Consider the following 24,851-nt stretch of genomic DNA (forward strand, 5'->3'; position numbering starts at 1 on the left):
GAGCAACTTATCTCATGAGTCACATTGAAAAGCATAAAAAAACCCAAAACAATGTTTGGGTTTTAACGGCAAAATCAGCTTAACGCTTAAATTTTTTCTCAGCCTTTTTAAATTTCTGTACATAACGACGTTTACGTGCTGCAACACGCTCATCAACTTGAGATTTGCGACCTTCAAATGGGTTTTCTGAGGTTTTAAAATCAATACGTACTGGTGTACCTTCCAGCTTGTACACTTTACGGAACACGTTTTCCAAATAACGACGGTAATCAGCAGGTGTTTTATCTACTTTGTTACCATGAATCACGATTGTAGGTGGATTTTGTCCGCCCATATGCGCATAACGCATTTTAATACGCTTACCACTAATCATTGGTGGTTGATGCGCGTCAGTCGCGTCATTCAAAATCTGCGTTAATTTTGCTGGTGACACTTTCAAATGTGATGAATCATAAGCACGATGAATGGTTGGGTATAAATCACCCACACCAGTTCCATGTAATGCCGAGATTAAATGTACTTTCGCCCAAGGAATAAAGTCAAAACGGCGATCAACATCAAGCTTACATTGCTTACGATCATATTCAGTCATGTTGTCCCATTTATTAATGGCGATCACCATGGCACGACCAGCTTCTAATGCATAACCAATTAAATGTAGATCTTGCTCAACGACCCCTTCACGTGCATCAAGCACAACGACAATCACGTGAGCATCTTTGATCGCTTGTAATGTTTTCACGATTGAGAACTTCTCAATCATTTCATCAACTTTACCTTTACGACGCACGCCCGCAGTATCAATCAACGTATATTGACGACCATCACGCTCATAAGGAATATAAATTGAGTCACGTGTAGTACCGGGCTGGTCAAATGCAACTACACGCTCTTCGCCAAGCAAGCGGTTGACTAAAGTTGACTTACCTACGTTTGGACGACCAATAATCGCCAAACGCAAACCTGTATTTTTGTTATGTTCTTCAGGATTTTCATCTTCTGGTACTTCAGCTAATACTTCCTCAAGCATTTGCTGCACACCACGACCATGGCTGGCCGCAACTTGAATAGGTTCTCCCATACCAAGTTTATAGAATTCAACTAGCGCGGCTTCTGCATGAACACCATCAACCTTATTGGCAACTAAATAAACTTTCTTACCTAGTGTACGCAATTCACGGGCAATCTGTTCATCTGATGCCAACAAACCTGCACGTGCATCCACAACAAAAACAATGATATCTGCTTCATGAATGGCAGTTTTTGACTGCTCCGCCATGTATGAGTCAATACCGCCTTCATTCTCACCAATACCGCCAGTATCAACGACGATGAATGATTTATTTTGATACACCGCATCGCCATATTTGCGGTCACGAGTTAAACCAGCGAAGTCAGCAACCAAAGCATCACGACTTTTAGTGATTTGGTTAAATAGCGTTGATTTTCCGACGTTTGGACGACCAATAAGCGCAATAACGGGTTTCATAAATTAACCTTAATTCAGACGAGCCATCATTGATGACATCGTATCAGAAACAGTATGGAAGATTTTGGTGATCAAATAATCACAATAAAAATTCGGGGTTTTGTTCAAACAAATACCCCGATCATTCTTTTATTAGCAATTGCTAATTAAATATTTTACCACAAGCTAAGGCAAAATTAACGATTCTGCCAAATGCTTAATGCACCTTTTCGAGTTGCAACGTAAAGCTGATTATCAATCACACGCAATGAACGGACTTCACCACTGGTTTTCGCACGACCAATCAACTTCCCTGTGTTTGGATCAATCAAATGAATAACTCCATCTAAATCGCCAACCACAAGGTTCTGTCCAAGCATCACAGGATTACTTAATTGACGGTTAAGTAATTCCTCATTCTGCCAAAGAAGTTCGCCTGTCACTAAATTATAAGCTTTCAATTTTCCATCTGCAGTCGAGACAAAAACTTTATCACCTGAAACTTCAGCGCTATTCGTACTACTTGCATCTTCACTCCACACCACACGCTGTGTCGTAAGATCAGTAGTTGTCACTTGCCCTTGGAAACTGGTTGTTACTAGATATTGACCTGCAACAACTGGGTCACCGACAACATCAATCAAACGTTGAATATCCGAACGACCATCACTTACTGCAACTCGACGTTGGAAACGCGGCACGCCACTGATTACATCCAATGCATAAACATAAGCATTCGCTGATGCAACAACGACTGTACGTTCATCTAAACGAACGGGTGCAGGTTGACCACGTAAACTAAACTGAACGTTTGGTAATTTATATGCCCACACTTGCTGTCCAGTAACAGTATCATGCGCAAATACAGTCCCGTCATTTGCAATCGTAATAACTCGTCCCGATTGAATGAGTGAAGGAGACAAAATCGCACCAGATAATTTGGCAGACCATTTTTGGCTACCAGTAGCCTGATCTAAGGCAAATAACTCACCTTTACGATTACCAATAATGACAATACCCTCACCCGCTTCTACACCAGCAGTAAGTTCTTGCTTAGTAACCTTACTTTTCCAAAGACGCTGCTTAGCTTTATAAGCAGAAACCTGACCATCTGGATCAATCGCAAAAATTACACCGTTATCTGTATCTAACTGCAAGCGTAAAGCTTCTGCTGCATTTGTCGACGAAACACTTTGAGAAAAGACCAGATTTAAGCCTTGCTGTTGCGTAATTTTTGGCAACGAATTCGGTTTCACTTCTTTTACTTTATTGGTTGAACATCCAATTAATAAAGCTGAAGCAATTGCAATTGCCAAAGGTAATTTTAGTTTGTTCTGCATTAAGACTCATCCACTTTGGTATCTAAGATCGGGCGCTCAATTTCAGGATCATCTACTAAAATACCAACGCTTTCGAGTTTAATTTGTAAAAGCTGACGCTCTTGTTTACGTTCAATGAGGCTATCCCAAGCACTTTGATATGCTTTTTGCGCCGATGCGGTATCTTTCTTTGCAACAAAAATATCACCACGTAACTCTTCTGCAGTTGCTTTAAACGCTGGTTCAGTCACGTTTGATAAGGTTTTCAGCGCCTCATCATATTTCTTTTGTGCTAATTGTGAATCCGCTAAACGTATTTTTACAATTTGCAGCAAACCCGCATCTTTAACTTTTGAGTTTTCAACTTTCTTTAATGCTTTTTCAGCTGCAGCATAGTCTTGTTTATCATAAGCAAGCTTCGCCAAGATAAATTGGGTTTGAATCGCCTGAACCGAGTTAGCATCATCTTTCACAATTTTATCTGCTGCTTCAGATACTGTAGCGAAAGCATTTGGTTGACCTGATGCAGCCTTAGCTTCGTCCATCAATTTTTGTACTTTCGCCGTTTGACTCTGTGCCTCAGCTAAATTTTTCTTTTGCCAATATTCCCATCCGAAAAAGGCAATCAAGGCAATCAGAATCCCGCTAATCATGGCAGAACCATATTTTTTGCCAAAAGACTTTAATTGGTCGAGTTGTTCTTCATCACTTAAACTCATGTGATTGTCCTTTCCCTAAATATTATGCAATTTATTGTTTAAATTTTTCGATAAAAAAAGATGTCAGCTCAGTTAAAGCGACCTGCGCCTGCTCACCCGTTGCTAGCTCTTTGACCAAAAGCTGTTGTGATTCCCACTCGCGCTCACCCAAAATCACTGCATAGATTGCACCCGATTGATCAGCCTTTTTCATTTGGCTTTTCATACTGCCTTGTGAACCTGTTTTCAGACGAATTGAGCTGTTTGCTGATTCTAACTGGTCACGGATTTGCTCTGCTAATACTAAAGCTTTAGCTTGAAATGCAGGCTCAGCCAATAAGAAAACTTCACAATCACGTACTTCTTGGGCTTGTTCAACCTGCTCAAGCAACAACAGTAAACGTTCCATACCCATTGCAAAACCAACTGCAGGTACAGATTGATCTGCTTTACCTTTCAGTTGTCCTACCAAGCCATCGTAACGACCGCCTGCGCAGACTGTTCCTTGTGAACCCAACATCGTTGTCGTCCATTCAAATACAGTTTTGTTGTAGTAGTCCAAGCCACGTACTAACTTCTGGTTAATTACAAACTCAACGCCTGCATCAGTGAGGTACTGTTGTAACTGTTGGAAATGATTGATCGAATCTTCTTTTAAGAAATCATGCAACTTTGGTGCATTTTCTAAAATCTTTTGTGTTGATTCAATTTTAGAGTCTAAAATACGTAATGGATTGGTACTTAAACGGCGTTGTGAATCCTCATCTAATGCATCTTTGTGCTGATTTAAAAACTCAACCAAAGCAGCACGATATTCCGCACGCTCATCCGTCTCACCTAAAGTATTGAGTTCTAGACGAACATTTGCTGCTACACCCATACGTTTCCATAGGCGAGCCGTCATTAAAATGATTTCTGCATCAATATCTGGCGTTGCCACACCAAAAGTTTCAACACCAAATTGATGGAACTGGCGATAGCGACCTTTTTGTGGCTTTTCATAGCGGAACATTGGACCCACATACCAAACACGCGGTGTTGCGCCACGCAATAAGTTATGTTCCAACATCGCACGCACACACCCAGCCGTACCTTCTGGACGCAAAGTCAGCGATTCAGGTGGAGTACCTTTATCAAAAAAGGTATACATTTCCTTTTCAACGATATCGGTTGCATCACCAATCGCACGCTTAAACAAACCCGTTTGTTCAACGATCGGTAAACGGATTTGTTGATAGCCATAGGCATCCATTAAAGATGCTAATTGTTGTTCCAGACTTCTCCAAGCAGCAGTTTGTGTTGGAAGGGTGTCATTAAAACCTTTGATCGCGACAATTGAACTCATGATGAACTACGAATAATTTCTTTAGATTTAGCTTCTTCAAGCTCTTGAACACGTTGACGAACCATTGTTTCAATTTCATCAACCAACTGATTTGTGTCAATTAAATGACTTTTTTCACCATTACGATAGACCAGTGAACGTGGTGATGCGCCAACGATACCGATATCCGCCTCTTTAGCTTCACCAGGACCATTCACTTTACATCCAATCACGGATAAATCCATCGGTGTACGGATATCTTCTAGGCGCTCTTCCAAAGCCTGCATCACTTGAATCACATTAAATTCCTGACGTGAGCAGCTTGGGCAAGCAATAAAGTTAATACCATTTGAACGTAAGCCCAACGATTTTAAAATATCAAAACCGATTTTAATTTCATCCTCAGGTTCAGCCGCGAGCGAAATACGCATAGTATCGCCAATGCCTTCCATCAACAGTCCGCCCAAGGCAATTGCTGATTTGACTGTACCCGTACGGTAAATCCCTGCTTCAGTCACACCAAGATGCAGTGGATTATCTATCTGTTGAGACAGCAAACGATAAGCATCCATCGTTAAAAATACATTCGATGCCTTAACGCTGACTTTGAACTCATGGAAATCTAAACGGTCGAGAATATCGATATGGCGCATCGCTGACTCAAGCAAGGCCTGCCCTGTCGGCTCACCATATTTCACTTGTAAGTCTTTTTCCAGAGAACCTGCATTCACACCGATACGAATCGAAATACCATGATGTTTTGCTGCAGCAACGACTTCACGTACTTTCTGATCCGAACCAATATTACCCGGATTAATGCGCAAACAATCTGCGCCATAGTCCGCAACTGCTAAAGCAATACGATGATCAAAGTGAATGTCAGCAACCAATGGGACAGAGACTCGTTTTCGAATTGCCCCAAAAGCTTCTGCTGCTTCCATTGACGGTACAGAAACACGCATGATATCCGCACCTGCATCTGCACAGCGCTGGATTTGCGCTACAGTTGCATCCACATCACAGGTTTCAGTATTGGTCATACTTTGAACACTAATCGGGGCATCACCACCGACATACACTGAACCAACACGAATTTTACGTGTTGGACGGCGTTTAATTGGATTCACAATCATCGTATAGCTCTACTCTTTGGCATTAACGAGACAAACGGAATTCTGCTTTTCCATTAACCGTATATGGAGACAAAGATATTTGCTCCTGATTCAAGGTCAAGGATACAGCTGTTGCATCATCTAAACGAATTTGGAATGGTGATTCACCACTCAAAGTTAATGTAGATGCTTGACGACCTGTTGCTAATACTTTACCTGTTGCATCAACGATATGCACAGATGTTGGTCGACTAAAGTTCAAAACTAATTGGTCGCCAGAAGTTACGTTCGTTGTGGTTCCCATCGGTATAATTTCGACATCAGAACTTTTTGCTTTCGGCGCTTCAACTTCTGCATCATCTTTGTGGCTTGATGTCCAATTTTGTACAGCCATCACTGCTAACCAAGCTAAGACTAAAACAGCAGCTAAAATAGCAATACGTTTCAACCATTTACGATTACGTACACTTTTCGATCCAGCAAGCTTGCCCATAGTCTTGATTGGGGAGTTGCTCAGGGCATGATTGGCCTTGAGACCTGTGTCATTGGCATAGATTTCATCAAAACGCTGGATAATGGCACTGGCATCTGCATTGAGCAGTTTTGCATAAGCACGGTAATAGCCTTTGATGAATGTGGCTTCAGGCAAGGATTTATAGTCATCTTGCTCTAATGCCGTTAATGTTTTAACGGGCATATTCAATACGCTTGCAATTTCTTCAAGTTCTTTCTTTTGTGCAATACGAATTTGACGCAAATACTCACCAGGTCGTTGAATATTTCCTAACGTTGACGATGGCGAGGTTGAGCCAGTTGGCTGATGTGAATTTGGATTTATTTCCATACGGCCTCAGTACTGTACTGTAATTGCAAATAACGTTGATATTCTGGACTCTCAGGAAATAATGCTCGTAATTGATTCACTAACACTTGCATTCCTAATTGATCCGCACTCGCTCGAGCAATGCGTAAACCAATCCAAAGTGCACGTGCACCTTGGTTTTTCTGCCCCACATTACGAACATACTGTTCGTATAGTTGCGATGCATCTCTATTATTTTGTTGCAAATAGAAAATTTCTGCCAACTCTAACATTGAAATAGTTGCATTACGATTTGCTTGTAGCGCTTGTTTGAATGCTTTTTCAGCATTCGCAACATCGCCTAACTTTAAATAGATTCGCCCCAAGTTTTCCAACGATTGAAATCGCTGTTCATAACCTAAGGTTGCACCTGCACGGGTAAATTGCTCAATCGCTTCATTATAACGTTGCATTTGATACAAATATGTACCGTAATTATTACGAGCTTGTGCATTATCTGGTTCTGAAGAAATCGCACGCTTAAAATAAGCATCTGCTTTTTCCATATTAGGTTTACTGCCTTCTTGTTGCAGTAGAATCCCCATCATCATATTGGCGTTTGCATCACGCGAATCAATATTTAAAGCTTGATCAAGAGAACGTTTAGCGGAATCCAAATCACCTGTACGAATATATTCAGCAGCCAGTTGAGAACGAACTTGAACAGCTTTTTCTGGGTCTTTCTTCAACCCTGTCGAAGATTGACAAGCGGTTAAACCCATTACAGTAAACACAACAGCAGTCGTTATAATCGTTTTTAGTCGAGTTGTATTCAACGCTATATCCCCAAGTTTTATCCTTGTGTGCGCAAAATTTCTTGTCGTTGCGCCACTTTCTTCTTCCACTGTTCCGCACGACGCGTACGGTCAGCAACCTGTCCTACCAATTGACCACATGCAGCATCGATATCATCGCCACGTGTCTGACGAATCGTACACACAAATCCGGCGTCAGACAAAGTTTTTTGAAAAGCAATGATGCGATTACGACTCGAACGTCCGTAAGGTGCATGTGGAAATGGATTAAATGGGATCAGATTGATTTTACTTGGCAAGTTTTTCAATAATTTTAATAATTGCTGTGCATGCTCAGGCTGATCATTGACACCCTCCAACATCACATATTCGATAGTGACATGGCGACGTGAGCTTTCATTGCCATCTTTAGCTAAATAACGTTGGCACGCAGCAATAAGTTGCTGTAATGGATATTTTTTATTAATAGGAACCAATTCATTACGTAGTTCATCATTTGGTGCATGTAATGAAATCGCAAGTGCAACATCGATGTCTTGCGCTAATTGATCAATTTTTGGAACAACACCTGATGTTGATAAAGTTACACGGCGTTTAGACATTCCGTAGGCAAAATCATCTAACATTAACTGCATTGAACTGAGTACTGCATCGTAATTAAGTAAAGGTTCACCCATACCCATCATGACCACATTGGTCACGGTACGCTCACGTTCTGCAACAGGCACATCTTCCATATAAGAATAATTTGCCATCCACAATTGACCAATAATTTCTGCTGGTGTTAGATCACGTTGGAAACCTTGCTTTCCAGTCGAACAGAATGAACAATCCAGTGCACAACCCACTTGTGATGAAATACACAAGGTTTTACGCGCACCTGTTTTATCTTCTGCAGGAATCAGTACGGTTTCAACTAGAGAACCTTCACCATCACCTACACGAAATACCCATTTACGGGTACCATCTTTAGAATAGTTACGGTGCACCACTTCAGGTGCTTTGATTTCGCAGATTTTTTCTAATTTTTCACGTAATTTTCCTGAAATATTAGTCATTTCAGCGAAATCAGTGACAAAAAACTGGTGTATCCATTTCATGACTTGACCGGCACGAAACTTCTTTTCGCCTAACTCTTCAAAGAATTTTTCTAATTCGGCTCTGGACATGCCAAGTAAATTTACTTTCTTATCGGCAGCTTGAACGACAGACGTAGTTAAAGACTGTTGTTTTTCATCGACATTCTCAGATGAAACGACCACTACAGAACTCATGTATATTTACCTAAACGATATCAGCGCTAGAAAATGCTGTGTGTTTTTCACACAACTCAATCTATAAAAAATAAAAAACCAGATAAGTAGTATACCACTTATCTGGCTTGAATACTTTGGATTAACGAGTGCGTGGGCAGATCTCGTTATCAGCAAAAAAGTAAGCGATTTCACGCTCAGCAGAAGCAACTGAGTCAGAACCGTGAGCAGCATTTTCGTCGATGCTTACAGCGAAATCAGCGCGGATTGTACCTGGAGCTGCTTCTTTAGGGTTTGTAGCACCTAAGATTTCACGGTGAGCAAGAACTGCATTTTCGCCTTCAAGAACAGAAACAACAACTGGACCAGAAGTCATGAATGCAACTAAATCACCAAAGAAACCACGTTCTTTGTGCTCAGCATAGAAACCTTCAGCATCAGCTTGAGAAAGGTGTTTCATTTTAGTCGCAACAATTTTTAAACCCGCTTTTTCAAAACGAGCAAAAATGTCACCAATGTGGTTTTTAGAAACTGCATCTGGTTTTACGATAGATAAAGTACGTTCAATCGCCATGATTGACTCCTATTTATGGTGTAAACTAAAAAATTTGCCGCATTATACCGATGTCATCGCCAATAATCAGCTTGAATCTGTAAAAGTTCAGTGATTTCTGATGTTTTTTTAACGAACTTCATCCAACCAAGCCATTTGAATCGCTTCAAGCAAACCTTCCGTCGACTTATTTGGGTCATCATTAAAGTCTGGTAATGCACAAACCCAAGCATGTAAATCAGTAAAACGAATCCATTGAGGATCTACATCTGGGTGTGCTTCAGTAAGTTCGATTGCGATATCAATCGTATCTGTCCAACGTAAGCCCATTTGATAACCTAATTAACAGTTTGTGATTGAGCGTACTTTAACAAATCCCAAGATTTAAAAAATAGTCTTCTATCATTAAAACTCGTTAAATTATTCAAAGAATGATATTGAAGCTTGGTGCCAACAAAATAATACCGCTAGCAACGGATGCACCAATCACCGCACCCACAATCACATCACTTGGATAATGTAATCCTAAAATCATGCGGGACAATGCAACCAGAATCGTAAATGGCAACATCAAGATTAATAACAACGGTTGGATATAGCCTAATGTAATAGTAACCATGACCGCATGCAAAGTATGACCTGATGGAAAACTAAAATGATCCAATGGTCGCTCGCCCAGTACAATCACTTGGTGAACTTGATAAGGGCGTGGTCGAGTCGTTTTATGCTTTAAAAACTTATAAATCCCCGTACCAACAGAACCTGCAACGAGCAAATATAGAATTTGCAGACCGTATGCCAAACCTTGTGCGATCCATACTGATAACAACATGACATACCAAAATGGTCCATCACCCAAACGACTAATCGTTTTAAAAAATAAGGCAATGCGTTGGGACTGAGAGAGATGATTGAGGTATACACACCCTTTTAAATCGAGATCGAGCATTTTTATTTTTGCATTTTGAAATTTCATACTTTTCTCCTTTCTGAGGATACTTTAGGTAGAGTTCATAAGAGGTTCCTGCGCTACCTGATAAAGTGCTTGTTCTAATTGTTGTACAGGAAACTGCCAACTGGTTTCCTGTACAGTTTCACTTGCTAATAAACCCATTTTTCTCAGTTCTGGGAGAGCTGGCAAATGACAAATGGATTGTGTTAAATCTGCGGCCTGTCCGAGAGGACTCAACCAACCTGTAACACCATGTTTGACATGCTGATGCGCACATACGTAGTCATAAGCAATCACTGGTAACCCGCTAGCAATTGCTTCTAGCACTACATTTCCAAACGTATCAGCTTGACTAGCAAAGGCGAAAACATCTGCACTTGCATAAGCGGCTGAAAGATTCTTACCACTTAAGCTACCAGTAAAAATAATATCTTCTGATATCGCTAATTTACTCAAACGAATACGATCAGGCCCATCTCCAACAATTACAAATTTTGTATTTGCACCTTGCTGTCTCTGCCAAGCATGGAAAGCTTCAATTAAGACATCAATTTCTTTTTCTGGTGATAAGCGTCCAACATACAGCATTACACGGGTATCAGCACCTACACCCCATTGTTGGCGTAATTGCTGTGAACGATGTTTTGGGGAAAACTTCGCAGTATCAACACCTCGTCCAACAACAACTAAAGGACAAGTCACACCAAAACCACGTAGTGCTTGTTCCGTGTATTGACTGGGTACACACGTGACATCTGTACTATTATGGAACCATGTTAAGTAACGTTGAATCGGTTTGACTAAAAAAGCCAAGTCAAAGAAACGGCTAAAATCTTGGAAAGCTGAATGGAATCCACTCGATACGGCGATTTTTTTTGACTTTGCAGCTTGTAGTGCTATTAAACCTAATGGACCTTCAGTCACGATATGCACTACGTCAGGTGCGAACTGCTCAAATGCTTTAGAGACTTTAAGATATTGTGGCCAACCAAATTGAACACTTGGGTATTTTGGAATAGGCTGAGACATCACCAAGCATTCTTGTTCAGGGTTAAATTCTGTACAAATCGTTTTTTGTATAGGTCTGACCAATAGAATTTTATGTCCAAGCCGTTGTAGCCCCTGACATAATTGCATCATAGATAATGCTACACCATTAATTTCTGGTGGCCATGTTTCAGTGACAATTGCGATTCTCAAACGAGGGCGAACTAAATCCCGAAGTTCAGACAATTCATCTTGTTTATTTTTGAGTTGTTTCCTTTTAAAGTAAAATTTAAAACTTTCAGGAAACTGTTCTTGCTTTAGTAGAGATGTCGCGTATGTACTTTGCATATCGCCATCCATTCGTGTCGTTATTTTCATGCTTTTAGCTTATAAATATTTTTTGACACTTTAATGATCAGTGTATGACAGTTTTTTGACAGTCTTAAAAATAGAAAATGCCCGATTTCAATATGAAAATGGACATTTAAAAGAGATCACAGGCTAATCAAGCCAAAGGATTATCCACAGCGAAAAGCTGTTGATCTTCTAAACGGAACGCCATCAATTGCTGTCCCCAAACACAACCACCATCGACATTTTGAATTTGAGGACTAATAGTTTTACCCTGTAAGGCCGCCCAATGTCCAAAAATAATTTGATGAGTCTGTGCAGCCTGACTATCAAACTCAAACCACGGCTGAAAGCCTGTTGGCATCGGCGCATCAAGTGCATCTTTAAAGTCAAACTCTAAACGCCCTTCGGCATCAGTCAAACGCATTCGGGTCAGATAATTGGTAATACAGCGCAAACGTGCCATACCTGTCAGCTCATCTGACCATAAATCAGGTTGTGAACCATACATCTCGGCAAGAAAACTATCTAAAATCGAAAGATCGTCATGACCCACTACCTGCTGGACTTCTTGTGCCAATGCCACCGTTTTTTCGGCATTCCAGATACACGGCACACCTGCATGGGAAATCAAGGTCTGTGCATTTGGAGATAGGCTTAACGGCTGTTTACGCAGCCAATCAATCAACTCATCGCCATCAATCGCATCAATCACATCCTGAGTACGATCTTTATCTTTAACTTTTTTAAAACCACGGGCACAAGCAATCAAGGTCAGGTCATGATTACCTAATACAGTTGCAGCAGCACCACGATCAGCCAGTTTTTTAATAAAACGTAATGCGCCCACCGAGTTTTCGCCACGTGCAACTAAATCACCCGCAAACCATAAAAAGTCTTGATCTGGATCAAAGCGAATTTCTTTCAATAACGCTTTCAGCGCTTCAAAACAACCCTGTACATCACCAATGACATAGTTATAGCGTTTAGACATTAAGATACCATCTGATCAGAAAGTGCGACAAAATCAGCCAAGCTTAAGGTTTCTGGGCGCGCCATCGGATCAACACCTGCTTTTTCAAAGCCATCTTCTGCCAACATCCCTTTTAAGCTATTGCGCAAGGTCTTACGACGTTGGGTAAACACATGCCTCACTAAACGCGCCAATGCTTTCTCATTTTTTGCTACGATCGGTTTTACGTCATAAGGTTCCAAACGAAATACGGCTGATGTTACTTTTGGTGGCGGATTAAATGAACCCGGTGGCACTTCAAATAAGAAAGTCGGTTTACAGTAATACTGAATCATCACCGATAAACGACCATATTCTTTGGTGTTTGGTGTTGCCGTAATACGATCAACCACTTCCTTTTGCAACATGAAATGCATGTCTTTGACCTTGTCACCAAACTCCAAGAGATGGAACAACAAAGGCGTAGAAATATTATAGGGTAAATTTCCCACCACACGTAGTGGACGACCGTCTTGAAACAATTGCGTGAAATCATATTTTAAAGCATCGGCTTCAATAATGGTCAGTCGTTCAGGATGTGGCACACGTCCCGGTAAGCCGGCAGCCAAATCACGATCTAGCTCAACCACGGTCAACGCATCACACTCGCCAATTAAAGGTGAGGTCAATGCAGCTAAACCCGGTCCAATTTCGACAATATTTTCACCCGCACGCGGATTCACTGAACGTACAATTTTGGCAATCACACGTTGATCATGTAAGAAGTTTTGACCAAAACGTTTTCGAGCCTGATGCCCTTCATCTTTAGGGTTTAGGGCATTAATTTGATACATAATAATTCCAACGTGAATAATTTACTCGCCCATTACTGACGGGCTAAATCAAGTGCTAAATCCACTGCAACCTGCAAACTTGATGCTTTTGCTTGTCCAGTGCCTGCAAGAGAAAGTGCTGTACCATGATCGACCGAAGTTCGAATAAATGGCAAGCCTAATGTAATGTTTACTGCTTCACCAAAGCCTTGTGATTTTAACACAGGTAAACCTTGATCGTGATACATTGCTAAAACAGCATCTGCATCTTTTAGATTTTCTGGGGTAAATAAGGTATCTGCAGGCAAACAGAGGCTCATCCCTATACCTTGTGCACGATAGCTTTCTAGCACTGGATTAATCACGTCGATTTCTTCTCGACCTAAATAACCATCTTCACCTGCATGTGGATTTAAGCCACAGACCAGAATGCGTGGTTGTGCGATTTTAAATTTGCTTTTTAAGTCTTGAATCAGAATATCAATCACTTGATGCAAACGCTCTTTAGTAATCGCATCAGGTACATCTCGCAACGGCAAATGTGTGGTTGCCAATGCAACACGCAATGTTTTAGTCGCCAACATCATCACCACACGATCCACACCTGCAAACTCTTGGTAAAACTCAGTATGTCCGCTAAATAGAATGCCTGCATCATTAATAATCGACTTTTGCACTGGCGCTGTAGCAACCCCTACACTCCGCCCCGACATCGCATAGTCAGCTGAACGACGTAATTGCTCTAAAACATAAGCAGCATTGGCTGAATCTAACTGACCTAAAATAACAGGTTTTGCTAAAGGCACATGCTCAACGAAAAGCTGCCCTGCTAAACTCGACCGTTTTTCGCCCTGAAATGGAATAAGTTCAACATCAATATTTAACTGTTTGGCGCGCTGCTGCAACATCTGGACATCAGCCAAAATAACGATCGGTCGCTCATCAACACGGTTTGCTAGACTTAGACAAATATCTGGTCCAATTCCGGCTGGTTCGCCAGAAGTGACATACAAAGGCAACATGACTCACCAATTCTAATTTTAAGCATTACCTTATAGTTTACCGAAAGTTTTTTATTTAGAAAGTTTTGTGTATACCCATAAGATCGACTAAACATCCAATAGACAAACCAACACCAATAAAAAACAATCCACTCCCCATATAAGCAAAGGTTTTTGAAAAAATATGAAGTGAAAATTTACAAGCTAATAAACAATAAATACAATAAATTTATTTTTACCAATAAATACAAGAATATAAACCATAAAAATAGAATTTAAATCCGACTAAAGAAAATCAATCGGAATAACATTAGAGCGATTAGATGCCACAACATAACGCTGATGAAACACTTAAAATGATTATCCATCAAGTTCTATTCCCTCTCAGCACGCCCCCCTAAATAAGAAGCAATCAAGAAAGAGAATAAAACTAAATAGTGAACAATTTGAAATTTTTAAGGCTTTTTCGCTTTAGGCAGATTTTCAGGCACTAGATTAGAAGGTACAAATTCAACTTGACGAGTCCACGGGTTAATTTTTGGTTGTACCTTTTTCTCAGGTTGAACAACCGCCGTCTCTTCTTTCTTTTCTACTGCAACAACCGCAACACTACTCGGCTTCTCTATAAATGGATTCGCAATCGGCTCTTTTTTCTCTACAGGTTGAGGCTGCTGCACGAGTTGTGGTTCTTTCTTTTCTGGCAATGGAGGCGTATTTACTGGGTGAGAAGTATAAGGAGATGCTATAGCACCTTGTTTTACAATAGTCTGCGATGATTGTTGATGCAGGGGAGCATTTGCTTGCACTGAAGAACTTGAGGGTTGTGCTAAGGGGTTCGTTTGATCATCTGGTATTTCAAGTGGTTTCATTTCAGCAGTGACCATCATTGCTGGATCAACATGCTCACCACGAGTCTCCAAGACTTCAACTTTACGACTTGTACCTTCTTTGGGCTGAAATTCAGAATAATTGGTTACACTGCCCTGATCGACCCATTTGTAGAGGCGTCGTGCATTCGCTTGTGTGGAACAAACTATTACGCAAATAGCGACTACAATAATGTTTGTAGAAAACGACAATTTCATCAAATTCCCCAAAAGAAGAGGTAAATACTTCTACTTATTTCAAATAATTAATTGAAAAATGATAAGTCAAATACCACCGCCTCTCAAGCCAAAAAATGTAGCTCAAAATTAACGGCGATATAGTTACAAAATCAGTCACATTGCAGCAAAATATGACATTAACAATGAATTGTTCTTGTGTGATTTTAGAAATTCATATAGAATTCGGTCTCCTTTTGTTTGGGCGATTCCTTGCTCAAACCAACTATAATAGGTAGTGGTTAATGAAAACTCTCAGCGCTAAGCCTGCTGAAGTTCAACACGACTGGTATGTTGTTGATGCTTCTGGCAAAACTTTAGGTCGCCTTGCGACTGAAATCGCTCGTCGTTTACGCGGTAAGCACAAAACTTCTTATACTCCTCACGTTGACACTGGTGACTACATCGTTGTGATCAATGCTGAACACGTTCAAGTGACTGGTAATAAATCACTTGATAAGAAATACTATCGCCATACTGGTTTCCCTGGTGGTATCCGTGAGACTAACTTTGAAAAGTTAATCGCTCACAAACCTGAAGCAGTTTTAGAAAAAGCTGTTAAAGGTATGTTACCAAAAGGTCCTCTTGGTTATGCAATGATCAAAAAAATGAAAGTGTACGCTGGTAGCGAGCATCCTCATACTGCTCAACAGCCACAAGTTTTGGACATCTAAGGGATACAGCACATGGCTACTAATTATGGTACAGGTCGCCGTAAGACCGCAACTGCACGTGTTTTCTTATCAGCTGGTACAGGCAAACTCGTAATCAACAATCGTACTTTAGAGCAATATTTCGGTCGTGAAACTGCTCGTATGGTTGTACGTCAGCCTTTAGAGCTTTTAGAAGTTACTGAAAAATTTGACCTTTACATCACTGTTAAAGGTGGTGGTATTGGTGGTCAAGCTGGCGCTATCCGTCACGGTATTACTCGTGCATTGATCGCTGCTGACGAAACTTTAAAACCTGCTCTTCGTCAAGCTGGTTTCGTTACTCGTGATGCTCGTGAAGTTGAACGTAAGAAACTTGGTTTACGTAAAGCTCGTAAACGTCCTCAATTCTCTAAACGTTAATCGTTTTACGAATTGGACAAAAACCTCGGATTTATCCGAGGTTTTTTTATTGACCTAATCATCATATTAAGTTTCTACATAAATCTCATAAACACACTTTAATTGATCATGTTGCCCTGTTTGCTCATCTATACTTTTTAATTCCTCAATATAGTATGAGATGTGAATTTCCTTTCCGACTCGATAATATTTTTTTTGCGACTTAACATTTAAATGCATCCATTCCATAAAAATCTCATTCGACTCATCGACTTTGATATCAATGACATTTGGTTTACGGCATCCATCCATATTATTGGTTGCATAAACTCTTACAATACGCCCCATAATTGTTTGTCGTGGAATTACACCTTTCTTGAGATTAGATATCCACGCGTCGGAACCAAATAAACCAAAAGTGCCTTTTAAGCCAACGTCAGGAAATTCAGGATCCAATGTTAATTCTTGGGCACCTTTCACATGTTCAGGATCCTGCTCAATACAGGGAATAGCTGAATACAATTGTTTCATTGTTTTTGGCATGTTTTTAATTGGCATAAAATTTATCTGAGTATAGTTTTTTATCACTCAAAATTATAGATCAAAGAGATATCATTAAAGTCCCCGTGATTTTACTGCTCAGTTTTAGTATTCTACCCGATTGACTCAGCTCAATTTTGGAAAATGAACATCGAAAATACGCCTATTCAAGGCATTACGCTTTATAGTCATGCAGATGATTTCCGTTCACACTGGATTCGTTTTTTACTCGCTGAAAAGCAGATTAAATATCATCTGATTATCACCGATCATGAAGATGAAGATTTGGCTGATCTCAATCCCTACAATCAACTTCCTATGTTGATTGAACAAAATCTAAAACTTTTTTCACCAAATATCATTAGTGAATATCTGGATGATCGCTATCGTCAAAATAAGCTTTATGCGGATGCTCCAATGGCCAGAGCGGAGCAACGTCAATATATTTGGCGTTTTGAACAAGATTGGTTCAAGCTTGCAGATCAAATGCTTAGACATACCGATACGCTGAACCCGCAAGAAAAACAAAAAGCCCAGAAAGAACTTAGAGATACGCTTATTTCACTCACCCCATTATTCCAACATTTTCCTTTTTTTATGTCTGAGACGTTTTCAATCTTAGATTGTATGCTCGCACCAATTTTTCTTAGATTAAAAAGTATGGGAATTGAACTTCCACCGCAACATTGCCGACCTATTTTTTTATATTGTCATCGTGTTTTCAGTCGCCCATCTTTCATTAAATCAATGACAGCTCAAGAAAAAAACAGCTACAATGATTTAATTCCTATGATTAAATAAGCTTGTAAATTATGTCAGATCAATTAAATGTTACACCCACACGCCCTTATCTTGCACGTGCCATTTATGAATGGATTTGTGATAACCAATTGACGCCTTATTTACTCGTTGATGCAACACAACAACACACAGATGTTCCTCAACAATTTGTAAAAGATGGACAAATCGTTTTAAATCTGGCACCCCATGCAATCCATCAATTTCATATGGATAATGATGCTATTTCATTTTCAGCCCGTTTCGGTGGGGTAGCAAAAGATATTTATGTACCTATTCGCGCTGTTTTAGGGCTCTATGCTAGAGAAAATGGACAAGGTTTATTTTTTGATCCAAGCGAATATGGCGATATTCAAGAGACTATCGAAACTCCAATAGAAGATAAAAAGCAAGAAGCCGAACCGAATAAGAAAAAACCTTCTCTTAGGATTTTAGATTAAAAGCGAGGAAATGCACGATGGCATTTGACTTAGTTCAATACTTTTCTGAACAAATTAAACTTCAAAAACCACAGCTCTTTGATCAACACTCATCAAAAGAAAGACTTTATTTTATTGATGAAGTGAATATGCTTGCTCTTGGACAGCTGGTCAGTCTTTGGAAAAAAGATAATCAAAAACTTTATCAGGAAATAAAAACATCTGATCCCCTTTATATCCAAGGAATAGCTAGACATCTTACAACCTCTGCATATAATCAATCCGCTTTAAGCCCTTCTGAGTTAGAGTCAAGTATTTCAGAAATACTCACTTTACAATTCGCAGAATTAAATCAATTAGACCAAACAGGTAGCTTTGGTCAAACAGGTTTTAGTGAGCTTCTCTTAGGTCAAATAGAACATTTATCTGGACAAGCAGAAGATTGGGTTTGGTCAACCAACCAACTCACTGAACTTTTAGGTTCAAAACCAGTCATACAGCAAGAAGTTTCTCTAGAGACAACGATACAGGAATTTAATCAAATGGTACATCAAGCACAACATACTGAAGAAATTTCAACTCCTGAACCAACTACACCGACATGGTCTTTTATTATTGCACCTGTAACAGCACTTATTATTTTATTATTTTTATATTGCAGCTACATTCAGCTGACGACTATTTAAGCATATTAAAAATGATAAAGAAAGTATATTACTTTCTTTATCAAACATTTACAGATATTTAAATCATACTAAAATAAGAAAAACTATATAATTATAAAGATTTACATTTATTTACAATAAAAAAAATACTTAAAATCACCCTGTATTTGTGGTAAAAATCACATTAAATTTAAATTATTATCTTTAATTGGCATTTTAATTTGTTTATTTGACAAAAATTATCAATGATTAGCGATCCTGTGATTTTGATACTTTTAAAGTCTTATTGATTTAATAAAAGAGTTTCCTATAATGAGACTATCTACTTTTGAAAACGAATCAAAAACAAAAGTAGGGAAGATTACTTTATAAACAAGATGTATCAGTAGAGATAATATCATGGCTAAAATTTCACTAGAAAGCTTGACAAATATTGATGGTTTTGTGGCAGCGGCATTAGTAGACACTGAAAGTGGCTTAGCGCTGGCAACTCAAGGTGGGGGCACACTTGATTTAGAATTGGCAGCTGCGGGTAACACTGAGGTTGTTCGAGCAAAACGCCGTGTTGCTAACTCACTGAAATTGAATGATGATATTGAAGATATTCTCATCACCCTTGGTAAGGCATATCACTTGATCCGCCCTCTGGAAAGCAATGGCAACCTGTTCCTTTATCTGGTATTGGACCGCACTAAATCTAATCTGGCAATGGCTCGACATGAGTTAAAAACATTTGAAAAAGAGTTAGACTTTGCTTAATTGGCAATTACACAATGATTTAATATAATTAGACTTCTTGTATATATTTTCATCTTCTTTATTTATAATAAGAAGATAAATATATACAAGCGGTCTATTATTAGTCTCTATTATAAAGACTAGTTTTGTGCAGTCCAATATTTTATAAATTATTAAAGTGATACTATGAATGGGCATTGCATTAATATCGCGATTTCGGGTATAAGTTTAAAGGTTTCAGATGAATTAAAAATAGAACTTAGAAAAACAATACCTCATGAATTTGGCATTAACTGGATTAACATTGCCGATCCAAATATCGACTTACTACTCATAAATGAAAATTTTTTTGATACTGAAAGCATTCAACGTATTTTAGAACAAAAACAACTCCCCTGCTTAAAGGTTTCCAAAGGGCCAGGAACTTGTAACATAGAAGAATACGATACACTTTACTTACCCTTTCAACAGACCGATGCATTGAAAAAATGGATTCATCTTCGTCTTTTAAGTTATCTATCCAAGCAACAATCGCAACACACCAAGATAGAGCCTGTTTCAGGACATGATGCGGTCAATAAAAAGTTTTTAACAGACATGCTGAATCCAGAAAATGCCCGACTTCATCTTTTTGATGATCATGGGACTTTAGCGATCATTGATACGCGTAGTCAGATTGCATGGTTAGAACCAACTCGCATACACACGCAAACCAATCATAGCTTTAAATATGAATTTGCGACCACTTTTGATTGCACAAAAGTTTCTCGTAAAGTTGAATATGACTTACAGGATTGGTTATGGAATTTATTTTGGCATTCTTTAGATTTTCAAAGACTTGCGCCGAATGAAAATGAATATTTTAAAATTGAACATTGGCCTCAACCTAGTCAAAGTACGGATCGAAAAATTATACTTTTGCTTTCAGCATGTTTTATACAAGGAGCTCAACTTTCACAAGTGGCAACGCAATTAAAAATCCCAATTCAAACGGTTCAACAATTTATTGCTGCCTGCATCATTTCAAATAATGGAGACATTATTCCAGCAACAGAAAGTCATTATTTGAAATCAGAAGCAGCCGAACAGCCTGTTGAAGAACACAACTTTTTTAATAAATTTTTCGGCAAAATCAGACGTCGCTTTGGACTTTAAGGAACAATATGATTCTTCAACAATATAAAATTGTGTTTGCAGGAAGCATGGGTGCAGGTAAGACAGAAGCGATTAAGTCCCTTTCTGAAATTCCTGTCCTTGCCACCGAAGCATTCAATACAGACTCTCAGGCCCATAATAAAATGCAAACGACAGTTGGTATTGATTATGGTGAAATCACATTAGATGATGGCGTAAAGATTGGTTTATATGGAACGCCTGGGCAATCGCGTTTTGACTTTATCTGGCCTGTTATCTGTCAGGGTGCTTTAGGTGTTATTCTATTAGTCGACCACAACAGCAAGGTTCCCCTTGAAGAGCTTGAGGGCTACCTTGACACATTTAAGGACTATACCAGAAATATTGCGATTGGTATTACGCATGTCGATGAAAATAAGGAACATTCTACTTCCATTTATCGGGAGTGGCTGATCCAGAATGAGTATCAATATCCCCTGTTTTTTATTGATGCCCGTAAACAGGAGCATGTTCTGCTCATGATTGAATCACTCATCGCGGCATTAGAAGTCAATTTAAAAGCAACAAATTAATCACTTTATAAAGAGAAGAATTATGTTCAGTATCCCGAGTCAACAACGTACAGCACCCAAAGAACTTATTCAAATGGCGAAAGCTCAGGCCAATGATATTTTAATGAACATTCGGGGTATTGATTACATCATGCTCTGTTCAACAGATGGATTTGAACTGGCTTCCGTTTATAAGAAGAATCCTTATAACAGTACCAAGTTGGCTGCTGTCAGCAGTTCCATTCTGGCAATGGTCAGTGCATTCTTAAATGAAATCCAGTTGACTGGATGTCAAAGCATCACCCTGGATGCGGAGAATGGTAAGGCAATCCTAACTTCGATTCCTGCACCACACCATCCGATGGTGATGGTGACATTAAGTAATAAAGACGTTCTTTTAGGACAATTACTTTATAGCTTAAAACAGGCTAGTGCAGCGATTGTAGCCGCTGATCAAACATAATCCTTAACTCATTGATTAATCCGAAAGGCAATTCTACACACTCACTGATCACGGTTGAAAAGCTATTAAAAAGCTAGGCGTGGAACCTAGCTTTTTAATTTACACATTTTATGCAATTGCGACATTTAATAATAATTGTCGTTTTTTCACTTGTTGTCCAATTTGACCAATCAGCTCATCTACCACGCCGTCAACATCCGACTTGATTTGTTGCTGGATTTTCATGGCCTCCAAGATCAATAAGGTTTGTCCCTTAACAACTATGTCTCCAGCATTAACCAATAGATTCACAATCGCCCCATCCATCGGCGCACGGATTTTACCATCCCCTACCACTTCAGCAGCTTCAGGTGCGGCATAGGTGATATTTTCAATCACTAAATTACCATTCGCTGTATCTAAATAGAGTTGATTTTGATCAAGTACATAACTCAACTTTCGACGCACGCCATCAACCTTATAGATGATCTGAGTATCACTTATCTCAACCACATCCACCGTACTTTGCTGATCACATAATCGCACGGTAACTTGCTGCTGATCCATCTCGACTTGTAGTAACAATTGTTGATCTGCACATTTCAACTTTAATGGTAACGGCGTTGCAATACCTGTTTGCCATGCCGTTTTTGAAGCCTTGTGTTGCGCAAATAGTGTTGCTGCAATCGCTAGACTTTCAAGGGTTGGAACTTGTTGATGTAGGCTGACGTCATCCTGAAAATGCTGTTGGATAAATGCGGTATTGGTATCACCCGCCACAATAATCGGATGCCGCAATAAATTTACCAAAAATTGTTTATTGCTATTTACACCAAGCAATACACAATCATCTACTGCACGCGCTAATAAGCGAATAGCATCTTCACGGGTTTTACCATAGGCAATCACCTTCGCCACCATCGGATCATAGAATGGGCTAATTTCCCCCGCCTCTAACATGCCATGATCAATACGGACATTCGGCAGCATTGCATCAAAGCCCGCAGGTTGCCAACGTAATACTTTTCCCGTTTGTGGCAAGAAGTCCTGACGTGGGTCTTCGGCATATAAGCGTACTTCGATCGCATGTCCACTTAAACTAAGTTCATGCTGCTGCAAGGGTAAAGTTTCACCATTGGCGATACGCAGTTGCCACTCGACCAAATCTAGTCCCGTAATCATTTCTGTCACAGGATGCTCAACTTGTAAACGAGTATTCATTTCAAGGAAATAAAATTCGCCAGACTGATCCAGTAAAAATTCAACCGTACCTGCACCGATATAATCACAGGATTTTGCTGCCGCCACCGCAGCTTCTCCCATTTTTTGGCGTAACTCAGATGTCATTACTGGGCATGGTGCTTCTTCCACCACTTTTTGATGACGGCGTTGAATTGAACAGTCTCTTTCAAATAGATAAACATAATTGCCATGTGTGTCACCAAATACTTGGATCTCTACATGACGAGGTGCGATCACCGCTTTTTCAATAATTAATTCACCTGAACCAAAGGCATTTTCGGCCTCTGAACGTGCGGTTTTTAAAGCTTCCAACAAATCAACAGACTGCTGCACCAAGCGCATGCCACGCCCACCACCACCAGCAGATGCTTTGACCATCAATGGAAAACCAATTTTTTCCGCTTGCTCAGCCAAGTATTCAATCTCTTGCTGATCACCCTCATAACCAGGTACACACGGTACACCCGCTTCAATCATGGCAATTTTAGATAAACGCTTACTGCCCATTAAATGAATCGCAGCGGCGTTTGGCCCAATAAAGGTGATACCGTTGTCGCTACAAGCTTGGGCAAAATCGGTATTTTCAGACAAGAAACCATAACCAGGATGGACCGCATCTGCGCCTGTCTTTTTGCAGGCTTCAATAATATTGGTGATCGACAAATAAGATTCTGAAACTTTAGATGGCCCGATATAAACCGCCTCATCGGCAACTTGAACATGGCGTGCATTTTCATCTGCATCTGAATACACAGCAACGGTCTGATAGCCCATTGCTTTGGCCGTTTGCATCACCCGAACTGCGATTTCACCACGATTTGCGACTAAAACTTTTGAAAATTTCATTATTGCTCAGTCCAATTTGGCAAACGTTTTTGAATAAAGGCCATCGTGCCTTCCTGCCCCTCTGCCCCACCAACGGCTTGAGCAAACTGCTGTGCAGCAGCATCCAGTAAAGAATCTAGAGGCTCATTTAAAGTTCGATGTAGCAATGCTTTGGTGTTTCGAGATGCCAACGGCGCAGCACGTTTGATCTGTTGAATGGTATCAGCAAGCAATTGCTCAAGCTCAATATGATCACGTACAACTTCATGTATCACACCTAACTTCTGCGCAGTCTCACCATTAAAACGTGAACCTAACAATGCCAAACGACGCGCTTGGGTCAACCCAATCCGTTTCACTACGAACGGTGCAATTTGTGCAGGTAATACCCCAAGCCCTGTTTCAGGTAAGCCAAACTGAGCATTATCACGACTAATCGCTATATCAGAGACACATGCTAAACCAAAGCCACCGCCGAGCACGGCCCCTTCTAAAATTACAACAACCGTTTGCGGAGCTTGATCAACTTGTTCAATCATGGCACCAAAACGGCGGTTAAAATCAACATAAGGCTGTAAACTGCCCACACTCGCCGCTTCAACACGCAAAGCTGCCATATCTTTAATATCACCACCTGCACAGAAATGCCCGCCTTTTCCACGCAGGATTACGGCACGAATCGAGCTATCTTCGGCAATATGAGCAAAGACCTGCTGAATGGCATTGACCATGTTGAGACTCATGGCATTACGGCTTTCAGGTCGGTTCAGCCATAGCGTTAAAATACTGCCTTGTCGTTCAAGCTGGATGCTGTCATCCACTTGTAAAGTATCCAGATTACTCATTTTATTCCTAATTTTTCATTCTTAATCACAGGTTAGCTATACAGGATCAACGTCATACGCAACCACATGATCACAGG

General features: G+C 40.0%; 28 protein-coding genes. 9 read left to right on the forward strand and 19 right to left on the reverse strand.

The annotated features are described in order from the left end of the window. Positions 1-79: 79 nt before the first annotated feature. The 16 genes from der to M5121_RS11430 all read right to left on the reverse strand — a co-directional run bounded on the left by der (position 80) and on the right by M5121_RS11430 (position 15,505). Entirely contained in the window at positions 80-1,489 is a 1,410-nt protein-coding gene (gene der, locus M5121_RS11355) for a ribosome biogenesis GTPase Der (protein ID WP_005214471.1), read from the reverse strand. A 176-nt stretch (positions 1,490-1,665) separates the two neighbouring features. Next, entirely contained in the window at positions 1,666-2,808 is a 1,143-nt protein-coding gene (gene bamB, locus M5121_RS11360) for an outer membrane protein assembly factor BamB (protein ID WP_249571242.1), read from the reverse strand. Then, on the reverse strand, positions 2,808-3,506 hold the full coding sequence (locus tag M5121_RS11365) for a YfgM family protein (protein ID WP_005162294.1): 699 nt from the start codon (positions 3,504-3,506) through the stop codon (positions 2,808-2,810). The genes bamB and M5121_RS11365 overlap by 1 nt, the downstream gene beginning before the upstream one ends. Positions 3,507-3,537: 31 nt before the next feature. Continuing rightward, entirely contained in the window at positions 3,538-4,830 is a 1,293-nt protein-coding gene (gene hisS, locus M5121_RS11370) for a histidine--tRNA ligase (protein ID WP_249571243.1), read from the reverse strand. Continuing rightward, positions 4,827-5,942 (reverse strand): flavodoxin-dependent (E)-4-hydroxy-3-methylbut-2-enyl-diphosphate synthase, encoded by a 1,116-nt coding sequence (ispG, locus tag M5121_RS11375; protein ID WP_004664888.1) that lies wholly within the window; start codon positions 5,940-5,942, stop codon positions 4,827-4,829. Before ispG ends, hisS begins: the two co-directional genes overlap by 4 nt. Positions 5,943-5,964: 22 nt before the next feature. Further along, complete coding sequence (locus M5121_RS11380; RefSeq protein ID WP_087535642.1) at positions 5,965-6,765, reverse strand: helix-turn-helix domain-containing protein; 801 nt, start codon at positions 6,763-6,765, stop codon at positions 5,965-5,967. Continuing rightward, positions 6,756-7,559, reverse strand: coding sequence for a type IV pilus biogenesis/stability protein PilW (pilW, locus tag M5121_RS11385; protein ID WP_087547108.1), 804 nt, complete (start codon positions 7,557-7,559; stop codon positions 6,756-6,758). The genes M5121_RS11380 and pilW overlap by 10 nt, the downstream gene beginning before the upstream one ends. A 17-nt stretch (positions 7,560-7,576) precedes the next feature. Beyond that, on the reverse strand, positions 7,577-8,812 hold the full coding sequence (rlmN, locus tag M5121_RS11390; protein WP_249571244.1) for a dual-specificity RNA methyltransferase RlmN: 1,236 nt from the start codon (positions 8,810-8,812) through the stop codon (positions 7,577-7,579). A gap of 121 nt (positions 8,813-8,933) precedes the next feature. Next, positions 8,934-9,365, reverse strand: a complete 432-nt coding sequence (gene ndk / locus M5121_RS11395; protein WP_003654870.1) for a nucleoside-diphosphate kinase — start codon at positions 9,363-9,365, stop codon at positions 8,934-8,936. A gap of 108 nt (positions 9,366-9,473) precedes the next feature. After that, positions 9,474-9,674: a Fe-S cluster assembly protein IscX gene (gene iscX / locus M5121_RS11400; RefSeq protein ID WP_004664895.1), complete on the reverse strand. Its 201-nt coding sequence runs from the start codon at positions 9,672-9,674 to the stop codon at positions 9,474-9,476. 94 nt (positions 9,675-9,768) lie between these two features. After that, positions 9,769-10,320: a phosphatase PAP2 family protein gene (locus tag M5121_RS11405; RefSeq protein ID WP_241340084.1), complete on the reverse strand. Its 552-nt coding sequence runs from the start codon at positions 10,318-10,320 to the stop codon at positions 9,769-9,771. Positions 10,321-10,344: 24 nt separating this feature from the next. Beyond that, positions 10,345-11,631, reverse strand: coding sequence for a glycosyltransferase family 4 protein (locus M5121_RS11410; RefSeq protein WP_249571245.1), 1,287 nt, complete (start codon positions 11,629-11,631; stop codon positions 10,345-10,347). A 157-nt stretch (positions 11,632-11,788) separates the two neighbouring features. Beyond that, complete coding sequence (locus M5121_RS11415) at positions 11,789-12,628, reverse strand: symmetrical bis(5'-nucleosyl)-tetraphosphatase (RefSeq protein WP_249571246.1); 840 nt, start codon at positions 12,626-12,628, stop codon at positions 11,789-11,791. Continuing rightward, positions 12,628-13,440, reverse strand: coding sequence for a 16S rRNA (adenine(1518)-N(6)/adenine(1519)-N(6))-dimethyltransferase RsmA (gene rsmA, locus M5121_RS11420; RefSeq protein ID WP_249571247.1), 813 nt, complete (start codon positions 13,438-13,440; stop codon positions 12,628-12,630). Before rsmA ends, M5121_RS11415 begins: the two co-directional genes overlap by 1 nt. A gap of 32 nt (positions 13,441-13,472) precedes the next feature. Continuing rightward, complete coding sequence (gene pdxA, locus M5121_RS11425; RefSeq protein ID WP_249571248.1) at positions 13,473-14,441, reverse strand: 4-hydroxythreonine-4-phosphate dehydrogenase PdxA; 969 nt, start codon at positions 14,439-14,441, stop codon at positions 13,473-13,475. A 434-nt stretch (positions 14,442-14,875) separates the two neighbouring features. Then, on the reverse strand, positions 14,876-15,505 hold the full coding sequence (locus M5121_RS11430) for a hypothetical protein (protein ID WP_249571249.1): 630 nt from the start codon (positions 15,503-15,505) through the stop codon (positions 14,876-14,878). A gap of 263 nt (positions 15,506-15,768) precedes the next feature. On the opposite strand from M5121_RS11430, the gene rplM reads away from it, so the two are divergent. Both rplM and rpsI read left to right on the forward strand, forming a co-directional pair. Next, positions 15,769-16,197: a 50S ribosomal protein L13 gene (rplM, locus tag M5121_RS11435; protein ID WP_004664909.1), complete on the forward strand. Its 429-nt coding sequence runs from the start codon at positions 15,769-15,771 to the stop codon at positions 16,195-16,197. A gap of 12 nt (positions 16,198-16,209) precedes the next feature. Continuing rightward, on the forward strand, positions 16,210-16,596 hold the full coding sequence (gene rpsI / locus M5121_RS11440; RefSeq protein ID WP_004640839.1) for a 30S ribosomal protein S9: 387 nt from the start codon (positions 16,210-16,212) through the stop codon (positions 16,594-16,596). 66 nt (positions 16,597-16,662) lie between these two features. Here the strand turns inward: rpsI and M5121_RS11445 are convergent, their stop codons facing one another. After that, a complete protein-coding gene (locus M5121_RS11445; RefSeq protein ID WP_249571250.1) occupies positions 16,663-17,133 on the reverse strand; it encodes an immunity protein RhsI2 family protein in 471 nt (156 codons plus the stop codon). Positions 17,134-17,259: 126 nt separating this feature from the next. Between M5121_RS11445 and M5121_RS11450 the strand changes: the two genes are divergently transcribed. The 7 genes from M5121_RS11450 to M5121_RS11480 all read left to right on the forward strand — a co-directional run bounded on the left by M5121_RS11450 (position 17,260) and on the right by M5121_RS11480 (position 21,883). Continuing rightward, positions 17,260-17,916, forward strand: coding sequence for a glutathione S-transferase N-terminal domain-containing protein (locus M5121_RS11450; protein WP_087544644.1), 657 nt, complete (start codon positions 17,260-17,262; stop codon positions 17,914-17,916). An 11-nt stretch (positions 17,917-17,927) separates the two neighbouring features. Beyond that, positions 17,928-18,353 (forward strand): ClpXP protease specificity-enhancing factor, encoded by a 426-nt coding sequence (locus tag M5121_RS11455; RefSeq protein ID WP_004664913.1) that lies wholly within the window; start codon positions 17,928-17,930, stop codon positions 18,351-18,353. A 17-nt stretch (positions 18,354-18,370) separates the two neighbouring features. Next, positions 18,371-19,018 (forward strand): hypothetical protein, encoded by a 648-nt coding sequence (locus M5121_RS11460; RefSeq protein WP_249571251.1) that lies wholly within the window; start codon positions 18,371-18,373, stop codon positions 19,016-19,018. 378 nt (positions 19,019-19,396) lie between these two features. Continuing rightward, a complete protein-coding gene (locus tag M5121_RS11465; protein WP_249571252.1) occupies positions 19,397-19,756 on the forward strand; it encodes a roadblock/LC7 domain-containing protein in 360 nt (119 codons plus the stop codon). 165 nt (positions 19,757-19,921) lie between these two features. After that, positions 19,922-20,890: a hypothetical protein gene (locus M5121_RS11470; RefSeq protein ID WP_249571253.1), complete on the forward strand. Its 969-nt coding sequence runs from the start codon at positions 19,922-19,924 to the stop codon at positions 20,888-20,890. Positions 20,891-20,898: 8 nt separating this feature from the next. Further along, the gene (locus M5121_RS11475) at positions 20,899-21,441 is read left to right on the forward strand and encodes a GTP-binding protein (RefSeq protein ID WP_249571254.1); all 543 of its coding nucleotides are present in this window, start codon (positions 20,899-20,901) and stop codon (positions 21,439-21,441) included. Positions 21,442-21,463: 22 nt separating this feature from the next. Then, a complete protein-coding gene (locus M5121_RS11480) occupies positions 21,464-21,883 on the forward strand; it encodes a roadblock/LC7 domain-containing protein (RefSeq protein WP_249571255.1) in 420 nt (139 codons plus the stop codon). Positions 21,884-21,991: 108 nt separating this feature from the next. Here the strand turns inward: M5121_RS11480 and M5121_RS11485 are convergent, their stop codons facing one another. Then, positions 21,992-23,950, reverse strand: a complete 1,959-nt coding sequence (locus M5121_RS11485; protein ID WP_249571256.1) for an acetyl/propionyl/methylcrotonyl-CoA carboxylase subunit alpha — start codon at positions 23,948-23,950, stop codon at positions 21,992-21,994. Further along, a complete protein-coding gene (locus M5121_RS11490) occupies positions 23,950-24,774 on the reverse strand; it encodes an enoyl-CoA hydratase/isomerase family protein (protein WP_249571257.1) in 825 nt (274 codons plus the stop codon). The genes M5121_RS11485 and M5121_RS11490 overlap by 1 nt, the downstream gene beginning before the upstream one ends. Positions 24,775-24,851 lie beyond the last annotated feature (77 nt).

This window comes from Acinetobacter sp. ANC5681 (genome assembly GCF_023488045.1).
Classification (GTDB): Bacteria; Pseudomonadota; Gammaproteobacteria; order Pseudomonadales; family Moraxellaceae; genus Acinetobacter.